The 17,524-nt window shown below is 40.8% G+C and carries 10 protein-coding genes; 5 read left to right on the forward strand and 5 right to left on the reverse strand.

What is annotated here, in order from left to right; all coding sequences use genetic code 11:
* Nucleotides 1-180 precede the first annotated feature (180 nt).
* Nucleotides 181-1,011, reverse strand: a complete 831-nt coding sequence (locus J0X14_RS01760) for a class I SAM-dependent methyltransferase (RefSeq protein WP_207096033.1) — start codon at nucleotides 1,009-1,011, stop codon at nucleotides 181-183.
* Nucleotides 1,012-1,271: 260 nt separating this feature from the next.
* On the opposite strand from J0X14_RS01760, the gene J0X14_RS01765 reads away from it, so the two are divergent.
* The gene (locus tag J0X14_RS01765) at nucleotides 1,272-2,546 is read left to right on the forward strand and encodes a DUF2264 domain-containing protein (protein ID WP_207096034.1); all 1,275 of its coding nucleotides are present in this window, start codon (nucleotides 1,272-1,274) and stop codon (nucleotides 2,544-2,546) included.
* Between the two features lie 39 nt (nucleotides 2,547-2,585).
* On the opposite strand, the gene mnmG is transcribed toward J0X14_RS01765, so the two are convergent.
* From mnmG to J0X14_RS01780, 3 genes are read right to left on the reverse strand one after another with little or no spacing between them, the layout of a single operon-like run.
* A complete protein-coding gene (gene mnmG, locus J0X14_RS01770; protein ID WP_207096035.1) occupies nucleotides 2,586-4,454 on the reverse strand; it encodes a tRNA uridine-5-carboxymethylaminomethyl(34) synthesis enzyme MnmG in 1,869 nt (622 codons plus the stop codon).
* 2 nt (nucleotides 4,455-4,456) lie between these two features.
* Nucleotides 4,457-4,876 carry an rRNA maturation RNase YbeY gene (gene ybeY, locus J0X14_RS01775; protein WP_207096036.1) on the reverse strand — a complete coding sequence of 140 codons (420 nt, stop codon included), beginning with the start codon at nucleotides 4,874-4,876 and terminating at the stop codon, nucleotides 4,457-4,459.
* Nucleotides 4,869-8,291 carry a hypothetical protein gene (locus J0X14_RS01780; RefSeq protein WP_207096037.1) on the reverse strand — a complete coding sequence of 1,141 codons (3,423 nt, stop codon included), beginning with the start codon at nucleotides 8,289-8,291 and terminating at the stop codon, nucleotides 4,869-4,871. The genes ybeY and J0X14_RS01780 overlap by 8 nt, the downstream gene beginning before the upstream one ends.
* 164 nt (nucleotides 8,292-8,455) lie before the next feature.
* Between J0X14_RS01780 and gltX the strand changes: the two genes are divergently transcribed.
* On the forward strand, nucleotides 8,456-9,958 hold the full coding sequence (gene gltX / locus J0X14_RS01785; protein ID WP_207096038.1) for a glutamate--tRNA ligase: 1,503 nt from the start codon (nucleotides 8,456-8,458) through the stop codon (nucleotides 9,956-9,958).
* Between the two features lie 85 nt (nucleotides 9,959-10,043).
* A complete protein-coding gene (locus tag J0X14_RS01790; RefSeq protein ID WP_207096039.1) occupies nucleotides 10,044-10,973 on the forward strand; it encodes an SPFH domain-containing protein in 930 nt (309 codons plus the stop codon).
* A gap of 265 nt (nucleotides 10,974-11,238) precedes the next feature.
* Here the strand turns inward: J0X14_RS01790 and J0X14_RS01795 are convergent, their stop codons facing one another.
* Nucleotides 11,239-12,924, reverse strand: coding sequence for a glutamine--tRNA ligase/YqeY domain fusion protein (locus tag J0X14_RS01795; RefSeq protein ID WP_207096040.1), 1,686 nt, complete (start codon nucleotides 12,922-12,924; stop codon nucleotides 11,239-11,241).
* A 264-nt stretch (nucleotides 12,925-13,188) separates the two neighbouring features.
* Here J0X14_RS01795 and J0X14_RS01800 point away from each other — a divergent pair, with 264 nt between their 5' ends.
* On the forward strand, nucleotides 13,189-15,450 hold the full coding sequence (locus tag J0X14_RS01800) for a gliding motility-associated C-terminal domain-containing protein (RefSeq protein ID WP_207096041.1): 2,262 nt from the start codon (nucleotides 13,189-13,191) through the stop codon (nucleotides 15,448-15,450).
* Nucleotides 15,451-15,452: 2 nt separating this feature from the next.
* Complete coding sequence (locus J0X14_RS01805) at nucleotides 15,453-17,522, forward strand: PorP/SprF family type IX secretion system membrane protein (protein ID WP_207096042.1); 2,070 nt, start codon at nucleotides 15,453-15,455, stop codon at nucleotides 17,520-17,522.
* The last annotated feature ends 2 nt before the right edge of the window (nucleotides 17,523-17,524 follow it).

Genomic DNA, 17,524 nt, shown 5'->3' on the forward strand with positions numbered 1-17,524 from the left:
TTTGTGAACTCAAAAAAGTCAAAACCCCTGTTATAATCAATCTTTATGGCTTTCCTTTGGTTGAATTGATTCTGTCTATTTTGTTGGTTGTCAGAAATGGGCCTCAGAGCGCGTTTCTTTTTGAGCAAAGGCCTTTGGGCCTTTATCTGCTTTTTCGTTGAGAGGGAATACTCCAATTGCTTATTTCTTCTTTTTTAGGACATAAATAAGGGAAGAATGTTCTTTGGTAAAACATGCTTTGAGATTAGACCATAATCCAACAAAAAAAGCACTGATCAAATAAAGTTTGTTGCCCTTATATTTTTCAGAAAGCATAGAAACATAAAATGCATCAAACCACATCGGATGAATTGAAACAACTTCTATTTTATGTTTATCAAAAAGTTTTGTGATGGCCGTTTTGGAAAAATGCCAAAGGTGTCTGGGCACGTCATAAGCCGCCCAATGATTTCCATAATGTTTTGCATCGAAAGATTTAAAGTTGGGCACAGCTATAATCAAAATCCCATCTTCTTCCAACAATGAAACTATGGAACTGATCTGTTCTTCTAAATTGGGAAGATGCTCCAACACATGCCAAAGCGTAATAACCTGAAAGTTTTTCCCGCCTAATGATTCCAAGTCCGAATTCAACTCCACGCCTTTGAAGGCAGCAAATTGCCTAGCCTTATCATTGGGCTCCACACCAACTGCTATAAATCCTGCATTTTGTGCTACAAGCAGAAAATCACCCGTTCCAGCACCAATATCAAGTAAAGATTTCTTGTTATCTACTTGATTATCAATAAGTTGAATCTTATTTTTAAGGTTTTTCCGCTTTACAGCTTGATAAAGCTTCTCTGTAAAGGTCTTTTGTGCATCTGTATGGGAAATATAATTCTCACTTTCATAATATTTGGCAATATCTTCAGGCTGTGGTTGAGTGATCAACATATCCAAATCATCATCTCGATGCAGTTCGAAAGTTTCCCCAGAGACGGAAAAGTCCTTTGTCTTTAAATACAACTTCATTTAGCTATGGGTTGTCAAATATATCCTTTGAAGTTCCTAAGATAGGATAAAACTATATCCTTCAAAATTGTATTGTGCTTTATACATTCTTTTCCTACTCCAATGAAAAGCTGCAATTAATCCAATAAGCCAAAAGTCAGCTACCATAGCTCAGAATTATAATGTGGGAAAAGAATTAGATGGCGGCCATTAAAGATCATGGAATACCTTGATGATAAAAATGATACTTTTATAAGAGTTAACCAATCCAACCCTAAACGATGTTAAACAAATATATTTGTTCCCTTTTTCTTCTCGTCCTCTTGGGCAGTCAAATCATCGCTCAGTCAAATCCGAAAGTCTCCGGTCAAGAAGCACGTTCATTTTTTGTAAAAAGCTTGATAGAAATCTGCGACCCTGTTCTAACAAATTTGGCTAAAGATAAGCTTAAAGCTACCATGCCGATAGAGGTAGCTGATGAACCCTATGATTTTAGAGAAGAGGTAGCGCATCTTGAGGTTGTAGGACGGACACTGGCAGGAATGGCTCCCTGGTTGGAATTAGGCCCTGATAATTCAAAAGAAGGCCAACTTAGAAAAAAATATATTGATTTGGCTGTAAAAGGAATTGCTAATGCCGTAAATCCCGAAGCCAATGATTATTTAAATTTCACAGAACATGTACAGCCATTGGTAGACGCAGCGTTTTTAGCAGAAGCCTTAATCCGCGCCCCAAAACAGTTATGGGGCAACTTGGACAAAATAACCCAACAAAGGGTGCTTAAAGAACTCAAAAGTACTAGAAGTATATCGCCACTATATATGAATTGGCTCCTGTTTAGTGGTATGATTGAAGCTGCCTTGTTAAAATTTGATGATTCCGCAGATATGGTTCGTATTGAGTATTGTCTTATAAAGCACGATGAATGGTACTTAGGTGATGGTATATATGGTGATGGTCCAGATTTTCATTGGGATTACTATAATAGTTTTGTTATACAACCCATGATATTGGATATCCTTTCAGTATTAAAAGAAAAGGAGCCACAACTTGAAGGCTACAACTACAAAGACAAGTTCATCACAGACAATAAGGTTTTTCTGGAAAGAGCTCAACGGTATGCTGAAATCCAAGAACGTTTAATTGCGCCCGATGGAACCTACCCGATTATTGGCCGCTCTATGGCCTACCGTTTTGGCGTGTTCCAATCACTTTCTCAAATAGCTTTATTTGAAGTGCTTCCACAACAAATTAAGCCTGCACAAGTGAGGGAAGCTCTATACGCTGTAATAAAAAATCAACTGTCTGCTCCTGAAACGTTCAACACGGATGGTTGGCTAAACATTGGGTTCTACGGTCACCAACGTTCAATTGCAGAGCCCTATATAACCACTGGAAGTTTGTATTTATGCACCACAGCATTTCTAGTGCTGGGGCTACCCGAAAACAATCCGTTTTGGTCGGACGCGCCCGAGAACTGGACGCAAAAGAAAGTCTGGAGCGGTCAAGATATTCCTATTGACCATGCATATTACCTAAAAAAAGAGGAAAAGTAGCGTTTATGCAACGGTGTTCCACGTGGAACAAATTGACCTTTATCTGCCCAAGTAGACCAAAAGAACGCTAATATCTGCAGGTGAAACTCCACTTATACGAGATGCCTGTGATATGGTAACAGGCCGTATGGATTCCAATTTTTCCCTAGCTTCAAACGAAAGGGATTTGAGCTTGGAATAATCAAAATTATCTGGAATACGAACCCCCTCCAAACGCTGGAGCTTATCTGCATTATTCTTTTCCTTTTCAATATATCCTGAATACTTCACTTCAATTTCAGCCTGCTCGAGCACCTCAGAATTCAATTCATTTTCCTCAACAAACTCTGACACGGCATCCAGTTGAAGCATATGGTCCATGGTTACTTTTGGGCGTGAAAACACCTTAAAAAGTTTATCGGATTGGCGAACCGTTGCGGAATCTAAAGACTCCAAAATTGGATTAATCTCATCAGGATTGAAGCTGGTTTTCTTAAAAAATGAAATGAAACTTTCTGCCTTTAGTTGCTTACTTTCCATTTTTCGCATGCGCTCCTCCTTAGCCAAACCAATGGCATAGCCTTTGGGTGTAAGTCGAAAATCTGCGTTGTCCTGACGAAGCAATGTTCTATATTCCGCCCTAGAAGTAAACATGCGGTAGGGCTCTTCAGTTCCCTTTGTAATTAGATCATCAATTAAAACACCAATATAGGCCTCGTCCCTTCGGAGCACGAAAGCTTCTTTCTCATTGATTTTTAAATGCGCATTAATCCCGGCCATCAACCCTTGTGAGGCAGCCTCTTCATATCCTGTAGTGCCGTTAATTTGTCCAGCAAAGTACAAGTTGTTGACCAATTTAGTCTCCAGTGTATGCTTTAACTGAGTTGGTGGGAAATAGTCGTACTCAATAGCATATCCAGGCCTAAAAAACTTAACGTGCTCAAACCCCTTTACCGATTTTAAAGCTTTGTATTGAACATCCTCCGGCAACGAAGTAGAGAACCCATTCACATACACCTCAACGGTATGCCAGCCCTCAGGTTCAACAAAAATCTGATGGGAATCTTTATCGGCAAATCGGTTAATCTTATCTTCTATGGAAGGGCAATAGCGTGGTCCAATGCTTTTAATTCTTCCATTAAACATGGGTGAACGATCAAAACCTTCACGTAACAAATCATGAACCAAAGCACTTGTGTGGGTCATGTGGCAATCACGTTGGGTGGTCAAAACTGCGGTGTCTAAATAAGAAAATTTCTCTGGCTTTTTATCTCCGGGTTGTGGAATCATAACAGAATAATCCAAAGATCTTCCATCCACCCTAGGGGGAGTTCCGGTTTTCATTCTGCCGCTATCAAAACCAAAATCAACCAACTGCTCGGTGATACCGGTTGCTGCTTTTTCGCCAGCTCTCCCCCCGCCAAACTGCTTCTCTCCAATATGTATCAGGCCATTCAAAAAAGTGCCATTGGTCAAAACCACAGCCTTAGATCTAATATCAATTCCAAGCGAAGTTCTCACACCAACAACCTTATCCCCTTCAACCAACAAACCGGAAACCATCTCCTGATAAAAATCTGCATTGGGGGTATTCTCCAAAGCCAAACGCCATTCCTCTGCAAAACGCATACGGTCATTCTGAGCCCTTGGACTCCACATTGCAGGGCCCTTGGATTTATTCAGCATCTTAAATTGAATGGCCGATTTGTCAGTAATGATTCCACTATAACCCCCTAGCGCATCAATCTCGCGAACAATTTGGCCTTTGGCAATTCCGCCCATGGCCGGGTTGCAAGACATCTGCCCAATGGTCTGAAGGTTCATTGTAACCAACAGCGTTTTTGAGCCCATGTTTGCTGCCGCGGCTGTTGCCTCGGCTCCTGCATGACCTCCTCCAACTACAATAACATCATACTCCTTTTCAAACATCACTATGGTTCCACGTGGAACATTTTAATTTTTTCCTCTTCCTTAGAGCGCATAACTTCCTTCTCCGAATCGGTTTTGTCTCCATATCCCATGAGGTGCAAAACACCATGGCTCATTACACGCAAAAGCTCATTCTCAACATCAACCCCATACGTTTCTGCATTGTCCTTTACCCGTTCAGTTGATATAAAAACATCGCCAGAAATCCTTCTACCACTTGAATAATCAAACGTGATGATGTCGGTTAGGGTGTCGTGGTTTAAGTACTCCGTGTTGAGCTTTAAAAGAAATTCATCTGAACAAAAAATATAGTCCAACTGGCCCAATTGAAATTGCTCGGAATCTAAAATTCTACTAATCCAATCGGAATAGTTGGTTTTGTTGTTCAATATAAAATCAGACTTAAAATGAAACTCAATCATTCTTAAAATACACCTTTACCTTACGCTCATAATTTTGCCGCAAAGGTAGTGCTTGTCTATTTAATATTTCAATGTCGTTCTGGTAATCTTTGAGCAGTTCTGGGCGGGTTGTAATTGGGTTTCTAAAGCTAGTGGTGTTTGTATTACTTTCTCTTTCCTTCTTTTTACCTTGCTCCAAGGTGGCATTTTCCAGTTTCATTAATTCATGTTGGATAATATTAGCCTTGTTCCGTGTTCTCTCCGTAATACCATTTTCCAATAGATCGTTCTCAAAATCCTCCATTTGCTTTAGCAACTTCTTGGCCAGGTTACCATCTTGCTTATTGATCATATCTTGTAGCTGCCGCTCCAATTGTTGGCGTAAAAATTGTTGCTCCTTGTAGATTTCATACACCTCATTGAGTCCCATTTCATCCCCTTGCCCACTGCCTTCATTGCCATTTGACCGTTCTTGTTGACCGCTATTTCCCTGACCGTTCTCGCCACTTTGCTGCCCCTGCTCCCCTTGATTACCTTTACCTTGCTGCTCTCCATCTCCATTCTTTTCCCCTTCTCCATTCTGTTCGCCCTCTTTGCCTGAGGGTTTGCCCTGCTCTCCAGAGCCCTGCATCTTTTCCTGTATGCTCTGCTGTCCCTTGATGATGTCTGGTAATTGAAAATCAGAACCTTCTCCGCTACCTTGCCCTGCTTTCATGTTCTGTTGCATATTATCCAAAATATTGGCTAGAAAATCAGCCAGTGAATTTGTGGCATTAATGACATACTGCTGATAGGATGCCCCTTGGTAAATTTGATTTTCAGCGATACTCTCCAGAGACTTGTCAATGTTATAATACACCTCTGTAATCTGTTCATTAACAAATTCAGAAAGTTCAACCCTGCGTAATGATAGCGCAAACAAACTATCGTCCACATGTTCAAACAATCTACGTAGCTCATTTTGATCACGAACCGTTTGTGAAAACTGTGATATGTCAACATCAGCACTTTCAATCTTATCAAAAAGGTTTTCTTGCTTGAACGAAAATGTTACCAAATTATCCAAGATTTGTCTGAGCATTTCAGCATCTTCTGTGTCCTCTGAACCACCTCCGCCCATAGCTCCTTGTTGAAGAGCTTGGCTCATTTCCTGCATTTTTTGTGCTGCTGATTTTTGTTTTTGGGTGATCTTATTACCGGATTGCATCCGTTCCTGACTATCCGAAGATTGGTCATTTCCTTGATGTTTATTTATCTCCTCCAAAGCCTCCTTCTGATCATTTTTCACATCTTCTGCCTGCTTCTTTGAAACATCCATATCCATAGGCTTTTGAAGATTATTATTATCCTTTAATAATTCCTCTAAGTCTTTAGACAGCTCCTCAAAACTTTCATTAAGTTTTTCTTGTTCATCATTAGAGAACTTTTGTCCTATATCCAACTTTGACAAGATATCTTGACGTTCAGCCAACTTTTCAAGCTCTTTAGATAGCTGAGACGCTTTCTCTGTTACGTAATAACGTTTGGTCAATTCCAGAAGCTGCTCTAGGTTTCTAGTGTTCTTGCTTTGGTTTTTGCCTAGTTCTTCCAACTTTTGCTGTAATTCCTCTTTCTTAATCTTATCAGACAATTCATTAAGTTCTTGAAGCAACCTTTCATTCTTCCTGGCCTCAAGCTCTTGTCGTTCTAAACGCTCCTGGAGCATCTTTTTAAACTCACTGTCATTTTTATCCTTATCCAAGCTTTCCTTCAAATCATTACTAAACTTCTCCATGAGCTGTTCTTGTCGTTCTTGCTTTTGTAAGAAATCCTTAATTTGACTTTTATCCTCAAAAGTTAAGGCTCTTTCCTCCTTTTGAAGATTATTTATCTTGGACAACGCTTCCTTCTGATCCTTATACTCCTGAAGGGATTGATTCATTTTTGATAAGGTGCTGTTTTGGAATTCTAACTCTTTGTTTTTCAATTGGTTATCATCATACAGCGTTGCATTAAAAGTTTCACTTTTAGCCACTTTACCACCTCTAACCCCATCATTATCAACAACTTCGAAATACAACTTATAATTCAATCCCTCTTCCAACTGAAGTCCGGAAGGAAAGGTATAATAGAATTGGTAAACATTTTTATATGGAGACTCCAATACAATCCTCTGTACGTTCTGGGTGTCATTTGAAGGATAGCAAACCAGCCTAATCTCACGGATGCCATAATCATCCGCAGTTTGACCCGTATAAAAGGATTGGTTAGGATTCAACGAATCCAACACCTGATTAACCTGCACCGTTGGCATGGCATCTTTAACCACATCAATGCTATAAGCAAGTCGTTCAAAATTGGAAACATGCACATTGGATGTGCTTAGTTCATACCCAAAATCATTAAACAGTCTTTTGGCGTGTGTAAATCCATTTCCATTCCGTTGAAATACAAAACTGGTGTCGGCAGTTTTCATTGAGATAGTATCAACACTGGTGCCTTCAATGTGCCAACTTAATCGGGTGCCTTCAGGAACAATAGCATTACCTGTTCCCGTTACAATTGCAGATGCTCGATTCAGGTATTTTGGGAAATCCAACTTCATTTGAAAATCGACCAAGGCAGGTGTACTATAACTTCTGATGAAATAGGATTTTGAATTCCACCCATTCGCAGTTAAATAGAAAGTGCTTTCGGCCACAGGAGCTTCAAAAGTATAGGTATAAATATCCCCTTGCTGTTTCAATAAACGTTCCTCTCCATTAACAACCATGAAAATGTTCTCCGGTTTAAAACTCCCTTCGGTTGATACGCTAATAGTAAGTGGCTCGTTGTCCAAGACGTCCAACTTATCGTTTAAAACTCGAAACGTAAATGGTGCAGGGCGTTCATAGGCCAAATCGTAGTTGACCACCCTTTGGTGTGAATTAAAGAAAGAAGCGATGTTTCCAGAAATCCAAATAAAAGCAAGCAAGCCCAAAGGAATAAAAATATACTTGGCATACTTATAACTGTCTTTAAAACTAATTGCCTCTATGAAAGGAACAGCACCCAAGCCATTTGCGCGTTGTTCAATACTGGCCAACAACAAATCGGACTTTTTCTGGTTTTCGGAAAGTTCGAGCAGATTCAGCAACTTATCATCCACATTTGGAAAGTGTTTGCCAATCAACAGCGAGGCCTCCCGATTATTAATTCCTTGACGGAACCGGAATAAATAGGCAAGCGGTACGGCTATAAACTTGTAGAGTAGAAAAAGCTCAACGCCTATAAAAAGCAAAAAAAGAATCAGCCGCCAACCCGTACTAAGCCAGAGCAGATATTCCAGGGACATGACGGCCATCCAAAACAACAATCCAAGCGTTAAAAAGAGCAGGCTGCCCTTAATCAATTGCTTGGTATAGTACTTCTTGGTGAAGCGTTCCAACTTGGTCAAAATGTTCTGATAACTGCCCAAAACAAGTAATTTTTACCACCAAGATACCCGATACACGGGAATTCAACCGAAAATTTTTGTTAAACCTTATGGTATCAGCCCTTTCCACAAATCAAAAACCACCATCCATTCCCTTTTCAAAATCATAATGGGGAATGTATCTTTGCGGTTCAATAGCATGAGCCATGAGTGATATAGTACGGGTGCGATTTGCCCCCAGCCCCACCGGACCTTTACACATTGGAGGTCTTAGAACAGCTTTGTTCAATTATCTATTTGCCAAAAAGCATAACGGTGATTTTATACTTCGTATAGAGGATACTGATCAGAACCGATATGTTGAAGGGGCAGAGCAATATATCATTGAGGCCTTAAATTGGTGTGGAATTCCTTTTGATGAAGGACCTGGTAAAGAAGGTGATTTTGGACCTTATCGGCAAAGTGAGCGTAAAGATTTGTACAAAGATTATGCGCTGGAGCTCATTAAAACAGGAAACGCGTATTATGCTTTTGATACGGCAGAGCGATTGGATTTCCATAGAAAAGACCATGAAGCAAAAGGAAAGACTTTTATCTACAATTGGCATAACCGTTTAAAACTTTCCAATTCGTTGTCACTTTCCGCAGAAGAGGTACAGGCTAAATTGGATGCTGGGGAAGAATATGTGATTCGTTTTAAATCTCCACAAGATGAAGAATTGGTGTTGAACGATATCATACGGGGCGAAATTAAAATTGATACCAATATTTTGGATGACAAAGTGTTGTTCAAAAGCGATGGTATGCCCACCTATCATTTGGCCAATATTGTTGATGATCACCTCATGCAGATTACCCATGTAATTCGAGGTGAGGAATGGTTGCCTTCTTTGGCCTTGCACCAACTCCTCTACAATGCCTTTGATTGGAAAGCTCCGGAATTTGCCCACTTACCCCTAATAATGAAACCCGTAGGAAAGGGTAAACTGAGCAAGCGCGATGGAGAAAAAGGAGGATTCCCGGTTTTTCCATTGTCCTGGAATCAATCTGAAGGGTATCGCGAAGCGGGATTTTTTCCAGAAGCGGTGGTCAATTTCTTGGCCCTTCTAGGGTGGAATCCCGGAACAGAACAGGAAATATTCTCACTGGAAGCATTGGTGAGTTCCTTCAATTTAGAACGCGTAAATAAATCAGGAGCACGTTTTGACCCGGAAAAAAACAATTGGTATAATCAGCAGTGGCTACAGCGCAAGAGTGATGAAGAACTTGCAGACCTGTTTCTGCACCAATTACAATTTAGATCGGTTCAGACTTCAAAAGTTTATGCGACCAAAGTTGTTTCCCTCATCAAGGAACGAGCTACTTTTGTCTCGGACTTTTGGGATTTAGGCGACTACTTTTTTATAAGTCCAACTTCTTACAACGAAAAGGCCGTAAAAAAGCAATGGAAAGAAGATACGGCTGAAATTATGGGCGAAGTGGTTTCCATTTTGGAAGGAATTACTGATTTTACCTCTTCCAACATTGAAACCATCGTAAAGAGTTGGATCGGCAAAAAAGAACTTTCCTTTGGAAAAGTAATGCCTCCTTTGCGACTGGTCATCGTAGGTGATATGAAAGGTCCCCATTTATTCGATATTTTAGAACTTATCGGAAAGGAAGAGAGTATATTTCGTATCCAAAAAGCCATTTCCTCCCTTCCCAATTGACGGATGTGTAACAAAAGTTGACGGTTGCCTACCAATATGTTGGAGAGTTTCGTAATTTCCATTTCTAACATAAAAAATAAACACTATGGGCAACTATTTATTAATACCATTTCTTTTTATAGGACTTATCATTTTATTTAAGTTCTTCTTTATCGTAAAACAACAAACTGCCGTTATCATTGAACGGTTTGGTAGGTTTCAAAGCATTCGTCAATCCGGTCTGCAAATGAAAATTCCACTAGTGGATCGCATCGTAGCAAGGGTAGGTCTTAAAATACAACAATTGGATGTGATTGTTGAGACTAAAACCCTGGACGACGTTTTCGTAAAACTGAAAGTTTCTGTGCAATATGTTGTTATTAAGGACAAGGTTTATGAAGCATTCTACAAATTAGAATATCCACATGATCAAATTACTTCCTACGTATTTGATGTGGTTCGTGCAGAAGTTCCTAAAATGAAATTGGACGATGTCTTTGTTAAAAAAGATGATATCGCTATCGCCGTTAAGGCCGAGCTTCAAGATGCTATGTTGGAATACGGTTATGATATCATCAAAACCCTAGTGACCGACATTGACCCAGATGCCCAAGTAAAAGCGGCGATGAACCGAATCAATGCTTCGGAACGTGAAAAAATTGCGGCTCAGTTTGAAGGGGACGCCGCACGAATCCTAATCGTAGAAAAGGCAAAGGCTGAAGCGGAAAGCAAAAGACTACAAGGTCAAGGTATTGCCGATCAGCGCAGAGAGATTGCCCGAGGTCTGGAAGAATCCGTGGAAGTACTGAACAAAGTGGGTATCAATTCGCAAGAAGCCTCCGCTTTAATTGTGGTAACCCAACATTATGATACCCTTCAGGCCATTGGTGAGGAAACCAACACGAATTTGATTTTGCTGCCCAACTCGCCACAAGCCGGAAGCGATATGTTGAACAACATGGTAGCTTCGTTTACCGCAAGTAACCAAATTGGGGAAGCCATGAAACAACAAAACAAAAAGAAAGATGAAGATTAGCTTCATTTATAAATGCACAAAAAGGGAGCAAATTTGCTCCCTTTTCTATTTCTATAAAGATATTTCTTACCTGAAAATCATAACCTCGCCTAAATTGATTCTTAATTCTAGAATCCTCAATTAACCGCTTTACGCTAAAAGATCGCTAGAGCTTCCTTGGGATTGGGTTGCCGTTTTACAAAACCCCGTGAAAACGCCTTAAAACAAGTCATTCTTTATAATTAAACCAAATAGCATTAACCGGATACAATAAGGAAAATCTATTTTAACTTTTTTGCTCTAATTTGGCCCAAGTATCCCGTAAGGTAACTGTACGGTTAAAGATAAGATGGCTAGATGTGGAATTCTTGTCCACATTAAAATAGCCCATCCGCTGAAATTGAAATTGGTCCCCAACTTTAACATCCTTTAAACTTGGCTCCAAATAACCGGTAACTTTTTCCAACGAATCAGGATTGATGAAATCCATAAAATCTTTGTCTTTATGTCCATCTGGAGTTGGGTCGTTAAAAAGTCGGTCGTACAATCGAACTTCCGCAGTAATCGCATGTGGGATAGAGACCCAATGCAACGTACCTTTAACTTTTCGCAAACTCTCCTCGGTCCCGGAACCACTCTTACTTTTAGGATCATACGTACATTGAACCTCAACAACATTTCCATCAGAATCTTTCGTACAGCTTTCCGCCTTAATAATGTAGCCATTCTTTAAACGAACTTCACCACCCAATTTTAACCGAAAGAATTTACGGTTTGCCTCCTCTCTAAAGTCCTCTTGTTCAATATACAATTCACGAGAAAATGGCACTTGTCTGTTTCCAGCTGATTCATCCTCCGGATTGTTCTCTGCTTCAAGCCACTCTTCTTTTCCTTCTTCATAATTGGTGATGACCAACTTTAAAGGATTTAGCACAGCCATGACCCGTGGAGCTATTTTATTCAAATGTTCCCGCACATGGAATTCCAATAAAGAAACATCAACCACATTTTCCCGTTTAGCAATACCAATGGTATCCGCAAAATTCTTGATGGATTCCGGAGTATAGCCCCTTCTTCGCAATCCAGAGATGGTGGGCATTCGGGGATCATCCCAGCCTTCAACCACTTTGCTTTCCACCAGCTGCAGCAATTTACGTTTACTCACCACGGTATGACTCAGGTTTCGTCGAGCAAATTCACGCTGTTTTGGGCGAAGTTTTTCTTCAGAAACCAATTGGTCTAAAAACCAATCGTACAACTCTCTGTGTGGCAAGAACTCCAATGTACACAAGGAATGGGACACTTGTTCTATATAATCACTTTCCCCATGAGTCCAATCGTACATTGGGTAAATACACCAATCGGTATTTGTGCGATGGTGTGCTTTATGAAGAATACGATACATCACAGGATCCCGCATCAGCATATTGGGCGATGCCATGTTGATCTTGGCTCGAAGAACATGGGCGCCTTCTTTGAACTCCCCGTTCTTCATACCTTCAAAGAGCTTTATGTTTTCCTCAACAGAACGACTGCGATAAGGACTTTCCGTGCCAGGTTCGGTTGGTGTTCCCTTTTGATCAGCTATTTCTTCGGAAGTTTGGCTATCCACATACGCCTTTCCCTGCTTAATCAACGCAATGGCCCAATCATACAACTGCTGAAAGTAATCAGATGCATAACACTCCGTATCCCACTCATAACCAAGCCATGATACATCAGTTTTGATAGCATCCACATACTCCTTTTCCTCTTTTGCAGGGTTGGTATCATCAAAACGGAGGTTTACCGGGGCATTATACCGCAATCCCAATCCAAAGTTCAAGCAAATAGAGCTTGCATGGCCAATATGAAGATAACCGTTCGGCTCAGGGGGAAACCGAAAACGCAATGCATCCTTTGCATATCCATTTCGCAAATCTTCTTCGACAATATGCTCAATAAAGTTCAATGATTTAGCTTCTTCCGCCATATCCAAAATTTGAAGCGCAAATGTAGTAAAAACCCGTGTTTATAGCTATTATTCCCCTCTTGGTGTATACAAAGTAAGCCATTTCACAACACTTTTGGTGCCCCCTACAACAATATCTTTCCTTTCGACGAAATAAAAATCATATTTGTTATTGGAATACTATATGGAAAAGTGGCGTCAGAACAACGCCACAAAGAACTAACAAAATTAAGGGGCACAAACTAACAGGCAAAGATTGCCTTCAACCTCTTAAAACTAACGCTGATGAAAAAAAGTAGTTCAACGTATGGTATTCTTGTTCTGGCTATGGCTATGATGCTTTGGGGCACCTCTTCTGTAATGGCCCAGGTACTCAACAAACCCACAGCTGCTGACAACCCTAACTTGGCCGGTAATTCGGCCTGGACCGCAGCATGTGCTTCTGCCGGCTTTAACGAGTATTTTGTGAACTTTACCTGGAGTCCGCCTTTGGTTGACTCCTCCAACGAGTTTATTCTAGAACTTTCCGATTCCTATGGAAACTTCGGTTCTCCGAGGGAATTGGCGCGTATATCTGACAAAAACACGGTTTTTGATTTCGAATTTGAATTTGCCCTGCCCAATGATATTCGTGGAGAAGGGTACAAATTCCGGGTTCGAAGTACGAGCCCCGCTAAAACAAGTCCGGCTTCAGACGCGTATTCCATGTACTATATTGATTACAATTTACCCTTGCTAATCAGTGAAAATGGAAGCGGAAGCATTCCTGCCGGAGGAACTATCCAAATTTGTGATGGTAGTTCTGTAACCTTGAAACCACATAACATTCCTAATGCGGAAACCTATCTGTACAACTGGTATAGAAGTGGCACGCTCTTAGCTCAAAAAACGGAAAGCATAACGGTTTCTACCCCAGGCATGTATTATGTTGAGCTGGATTATGGTTCTGTATGTTCCGGTTCGGCCAATACCCTTTCCAATACTATTGAAATTAGTAATGGTAGTAGTTTGGGTGTTGCCATAAACGGGGATAATGATGTAGAACTGTGCCCTGGAAGCCCATATACATTGGAAGCCAGCATTACCGGAATGGGCCTAACCTATACGTGGTATAAAGATGGAAATGTAGTCAGTGGTCCAACTTTGGAAGCATCAACCTATGCCATTAATACCGGAGTGGATGGATTTGAAGGAAGTTACGAAGTAGAAATTGACGGTGCATCAACCTGTAAAGAACGTTCATCAGCGGTTGTTCTTAGAAGCGCAGGTTCTTTTGAAGTATCAAGAGCGAATGCAGAAAATATTGTGCTATTGCCTTCTCAAACTAAAACACTTTCCGTTAGTACTACGGCAAGTGCTCCAGCCTATCAATGGTATAAGGATGGTTCACCCATAACCGACGCTACAGGTAGTTCATTGGTTATCAATCAAATAGGTGAATATTATGCCGAAGTGACCGACACCGGTGGAAGTTGTTCATCAGACCCTAAAACTTCTGAAATAACAACCATTGTTTCTCCTGATTCCTTTGAGCTGGAGATTGAATTTATTGGAGCGTATTTTGATTGTGAAAATACGGACGCTACCATAAGTCTTTCTGCCGTTAATGCGGTTAGTGATAATGGTGCAAAGACCGATGTTACCTCTGAACTGGAGTCAGCATTTACCTATCAATGGAAATTGGATGGCGCAAATATAAGCGGCGAAACCTCTAAGACCATCACCATATCCGATCACGAAAAGAATGGTGTTTACAAATTAAATGGTACGTTGGATGGCTTTAACGCTACTTCTAACACCTTAAATGTTAAACTATCTGCCAACCAAAACTTGAGCATCTCCGCCAATGGAACTGTTCTTTGTGAAGGTGGTGAAGCCATAACATTGACCAGCTCCCAAGATTTAACTGATCAATCCTTTGAATGGACAAAAGACGGTACCGTTGTGGATACCTCTTCAGAAAGTTATAATGTAAATGGAGTTGGTGTATATCAACTGGTAATAAAAACCAATGACTGTCCGATACCTTCCAATGAGGTTACCATTAGAGCTTTCGATGAGTCTTTGCTTGTTTTGGACAAACCAACAGACCTTATCATCATTGAAGGTGAAACAGGAACCGTCACTGCCAGTGGTGCCGATTCCTACGAATGGTTCGATGCCGGAAACAACCTTATTGCCACACAAGATTCTTATGGTTTCCAAGAGGAAGGCCAATATCTCCTTGTGGCCAGCTTTGGCAGTTGTACCGTGAGTCGCGTTATCACCGTTACCTACCGTGACATGTTCGCGATTCCCAACGTAATTACCGCCAATGGCGACGGAATTAACGACCTATGGATTTTACCAAACACATATTCCAGAGATCAGAATGTGCTTGTAACCATCTTTAATGAACGTGGTGAACAAGTATTCAATCAAGCGGCGTATGAAAACAATTGGCCACAGTCCACAATGTCGTTCAATAAACCCAGTATGATCTTTTATTACAAAATCACACGGGGAGGAAAAGCCCTGAAGCAGGGCACCATAACTGTTATTAAATAGCGATGCAGACCAAAAAACCGATACTATTACTTACATCTTTCTTGCTACTTTTTTTCTCCGCGACAATGGTTCACGGACAGGAAGAAGATCCCTTTGTACCCTATAACATCCCTTCACAGAACCTGTTGAAGTTCAATAGATTTTTATTGAATCCAACCTTTTCAACAGTTCGTGAAGACAAGTCATATATCAACTTGTTTCACAGAAACCAATCGGTCTCTTTTGATGACAACAACCAGGTATACTTCTTGAGTTATAGCGGTAGGGTAAGTGATAGAAGTGGTGTCGGTTTAAGCTTGTTTACCAATCGTGAAGGGCTTTTCAACAATTTTGGTGTACACGCCAACTACGCCTATGGGGTACGATTGGGCGAGGAGAGTACTTTTACGTTTGGAGCCAACTTTTCATACTATCAAAGCGCCTTTAATCAAGATAGGGCCAACACCGTTGAGGATGACCCCTTCTTGAACACTTTGGAAAGCAGTTCCCTGGTAAGCTTTCAACCTGGATTCAACTTCTCTTTTGGAAAGTTTGACATTGGTGGTTTTGCAGAAAACCTATTCGATTACAACCTAAAAACCAGTGAGTCAGTAACCGATTTTGCTGAGAAAACCTATTCTGGTCACTTACAATATACCCATCAGTTCGAAAATGGTGCGGGCATCATGGAACAAGCTAGATTAATGCCCTTGGCGCGTGTGCGAAAAGTAGGGGAGGAAAATCTGGTGTTGGGTGGAAATCTCATCTTGGATTTGCCAAAATTGGGATGGATTCAAGCGGGTTATGATGATTTCTATGGAGCTTCAGCCGGTTTGGGTTTTAACTTGAACAAAAACCTGTCTTTGGGATACACCGTTGAAAAAGGACTCACCAACAATTTTGAAAACTTTGGGGTAAGCCATGAAATCTCTTTGGCCTACTCCTTTACGCCCAATCTTACGGAAGACCGCGTAATGCTGGAACAAGACGGTGATTTACTTGTTGAAAACGAAGATGTTCCACAAGACAGCCTTAGCATCACTGAAAAAGACCTTGAAATAGCAGAGCTTAAAGATAAATTGGCTGAAAACGATGCCATTTTAGACGAACTTCTCATACGTCAAGATTCCATTGAAACGACCAGAAGACAAGACTTGGAAAAAAGGTTTGAAACGGTCATGAAAATGGTGCGCCGCGAAACTCGTGGTGAAAATCCACAGTTAGAAGAAAAGGCCAAGGAAGTCTATTTTGCCAATGCTGATAGTGCCGATTTGGTCACAACAAGAAAACAACCAGTGTCCAATCATGGCTTGTCCAACACCACGGCGGCCAAAAAAGTCATTCGTCTGAATGATGATGGTGCGCAAAGTAGAATGGCCAGTACATCCAGTGTCAAAAAAGACAAAACCGTTCGAGCCAAAAGAACTTCAAAAACTCATTTTAAATCCCATGCCATTCCAAATGTAACCAGCGGTCACTATTTAATTGCCAATGTGTTCAGAAACGAAGACAATGCAACCGCTTTTGTGGAAAGATTACAATCTGAAGGTATTGATGCAGGGTACTTTACCAATCCAAAAAATGGCCTCAACTACGTGTACTTGGAGGGCTATAAGGAGAAAAAAGAGGCGTTGACCGCCTATCATACCAATTTGAACGGAACCTATCAAGGCGATGCTTGGGTAATGAATGTTAATGATGGAAACTCTGGTTTTGGAGGATTCAGCTCAATGGCGGACACGCAAGATTCAAAATATGATGATACCGTGTTGCACAAGAATGTCGCCAAAACCAAGCTCGGTAAATCAAAAGCATCCTATAGCACCTACAGAATAGGTGGTGTAGGCTCTGGTTATTACATCATTGCCAATGTTTTTGATAACTCATCAAGCGCCAACCGCTTTGTAAAAGAATTGAACGCAAAGGGGCTCAATGCCAGTTATTTCATAAACCCAGAGGACAATTACAGATATGTATACCTCAAAAAACATGAAACCTGGAGCAATGCCCTAACCTCATACTACTCCAAACTAAATGCCTCGTATGATGACGAAATGTGGATCCTACGAGTAAAACCAAACTACAATAGCTAACC

Source organism: Allomuricauda sp. CAU 1633 (assembly GCF_017313225.1).
Classification (GTDB): Bacteria; Bacteroidota; Bacteroidia; order Flavobacteriales; family Flavobacteriaceae; genus Flagellimonas.

Excerpts from the sequence above, each read along its gene's own strand:
- J0X14_RS01760 (WP_207096033.1), bottom strand. The coding sequence starts at position 1,011 with ATGAAGTTGTATTTAAAGACAAAGGACTTTTCCGTCTCTGGGGAAACT.
- J0X14_RS01765 (WP_207096034.1), top strand. The coding sequence starts at position 1,272 with ATGTTAAACAAATATATTTGTTCCCTTTTTCTTCTCGTCCTCTTGGGC.
- mnmG (WP_207096035.1), bottom strand. The coding sequence starts at position 4,454 with ATGTTTGAAAAGGAGTATGATGTTATTGTAGTTGGAGGAGGTCATGCA.
- ybeY (WP_207096036.1), bottom strand. The coding sequence starts at position 4,876 with ATGATTGAGTTTCATTTTAAGTCTGATTTTATATTGAACAACAAAACC.
- gltX (WP_207096038.1), top strand. The coding sequence starts at position 8,456 with ATGAGTGATATAGTACGGGTGCGATTTGCCCCCAGCCCCACCGGACCT.
- J0X14_RS01790 (WP_207096039.1), top strand. The coding sequence starts at position 10,044 with ATGGGCAACTATTTATTAATACCATTTCTTTTTATAGGACTTATCATT.
- J0X14_RS01795 (WP_207096040.1), bottom strand. The coding sequence starts at position 12,924 with ATGGCGGAAGAAGCTAAATCATTGAACTTTATTGAGCATATTGTCGAA.
- J0X14_RS01800 (WP_207096041.1), top strand. The coding sequence starts at position 13,189 with ATGAAAAAAAGTAGTTCAACGTATGGTATTCTTGTTCTGGCTATGGCT.
- J0X14_RS01805 (WP_207096042.1), top strand. The coding sequence starts at position 15,453 with ATGCAGACCAAAAAACCGATACTATTACTTACATCTTTCTTGCTACTT.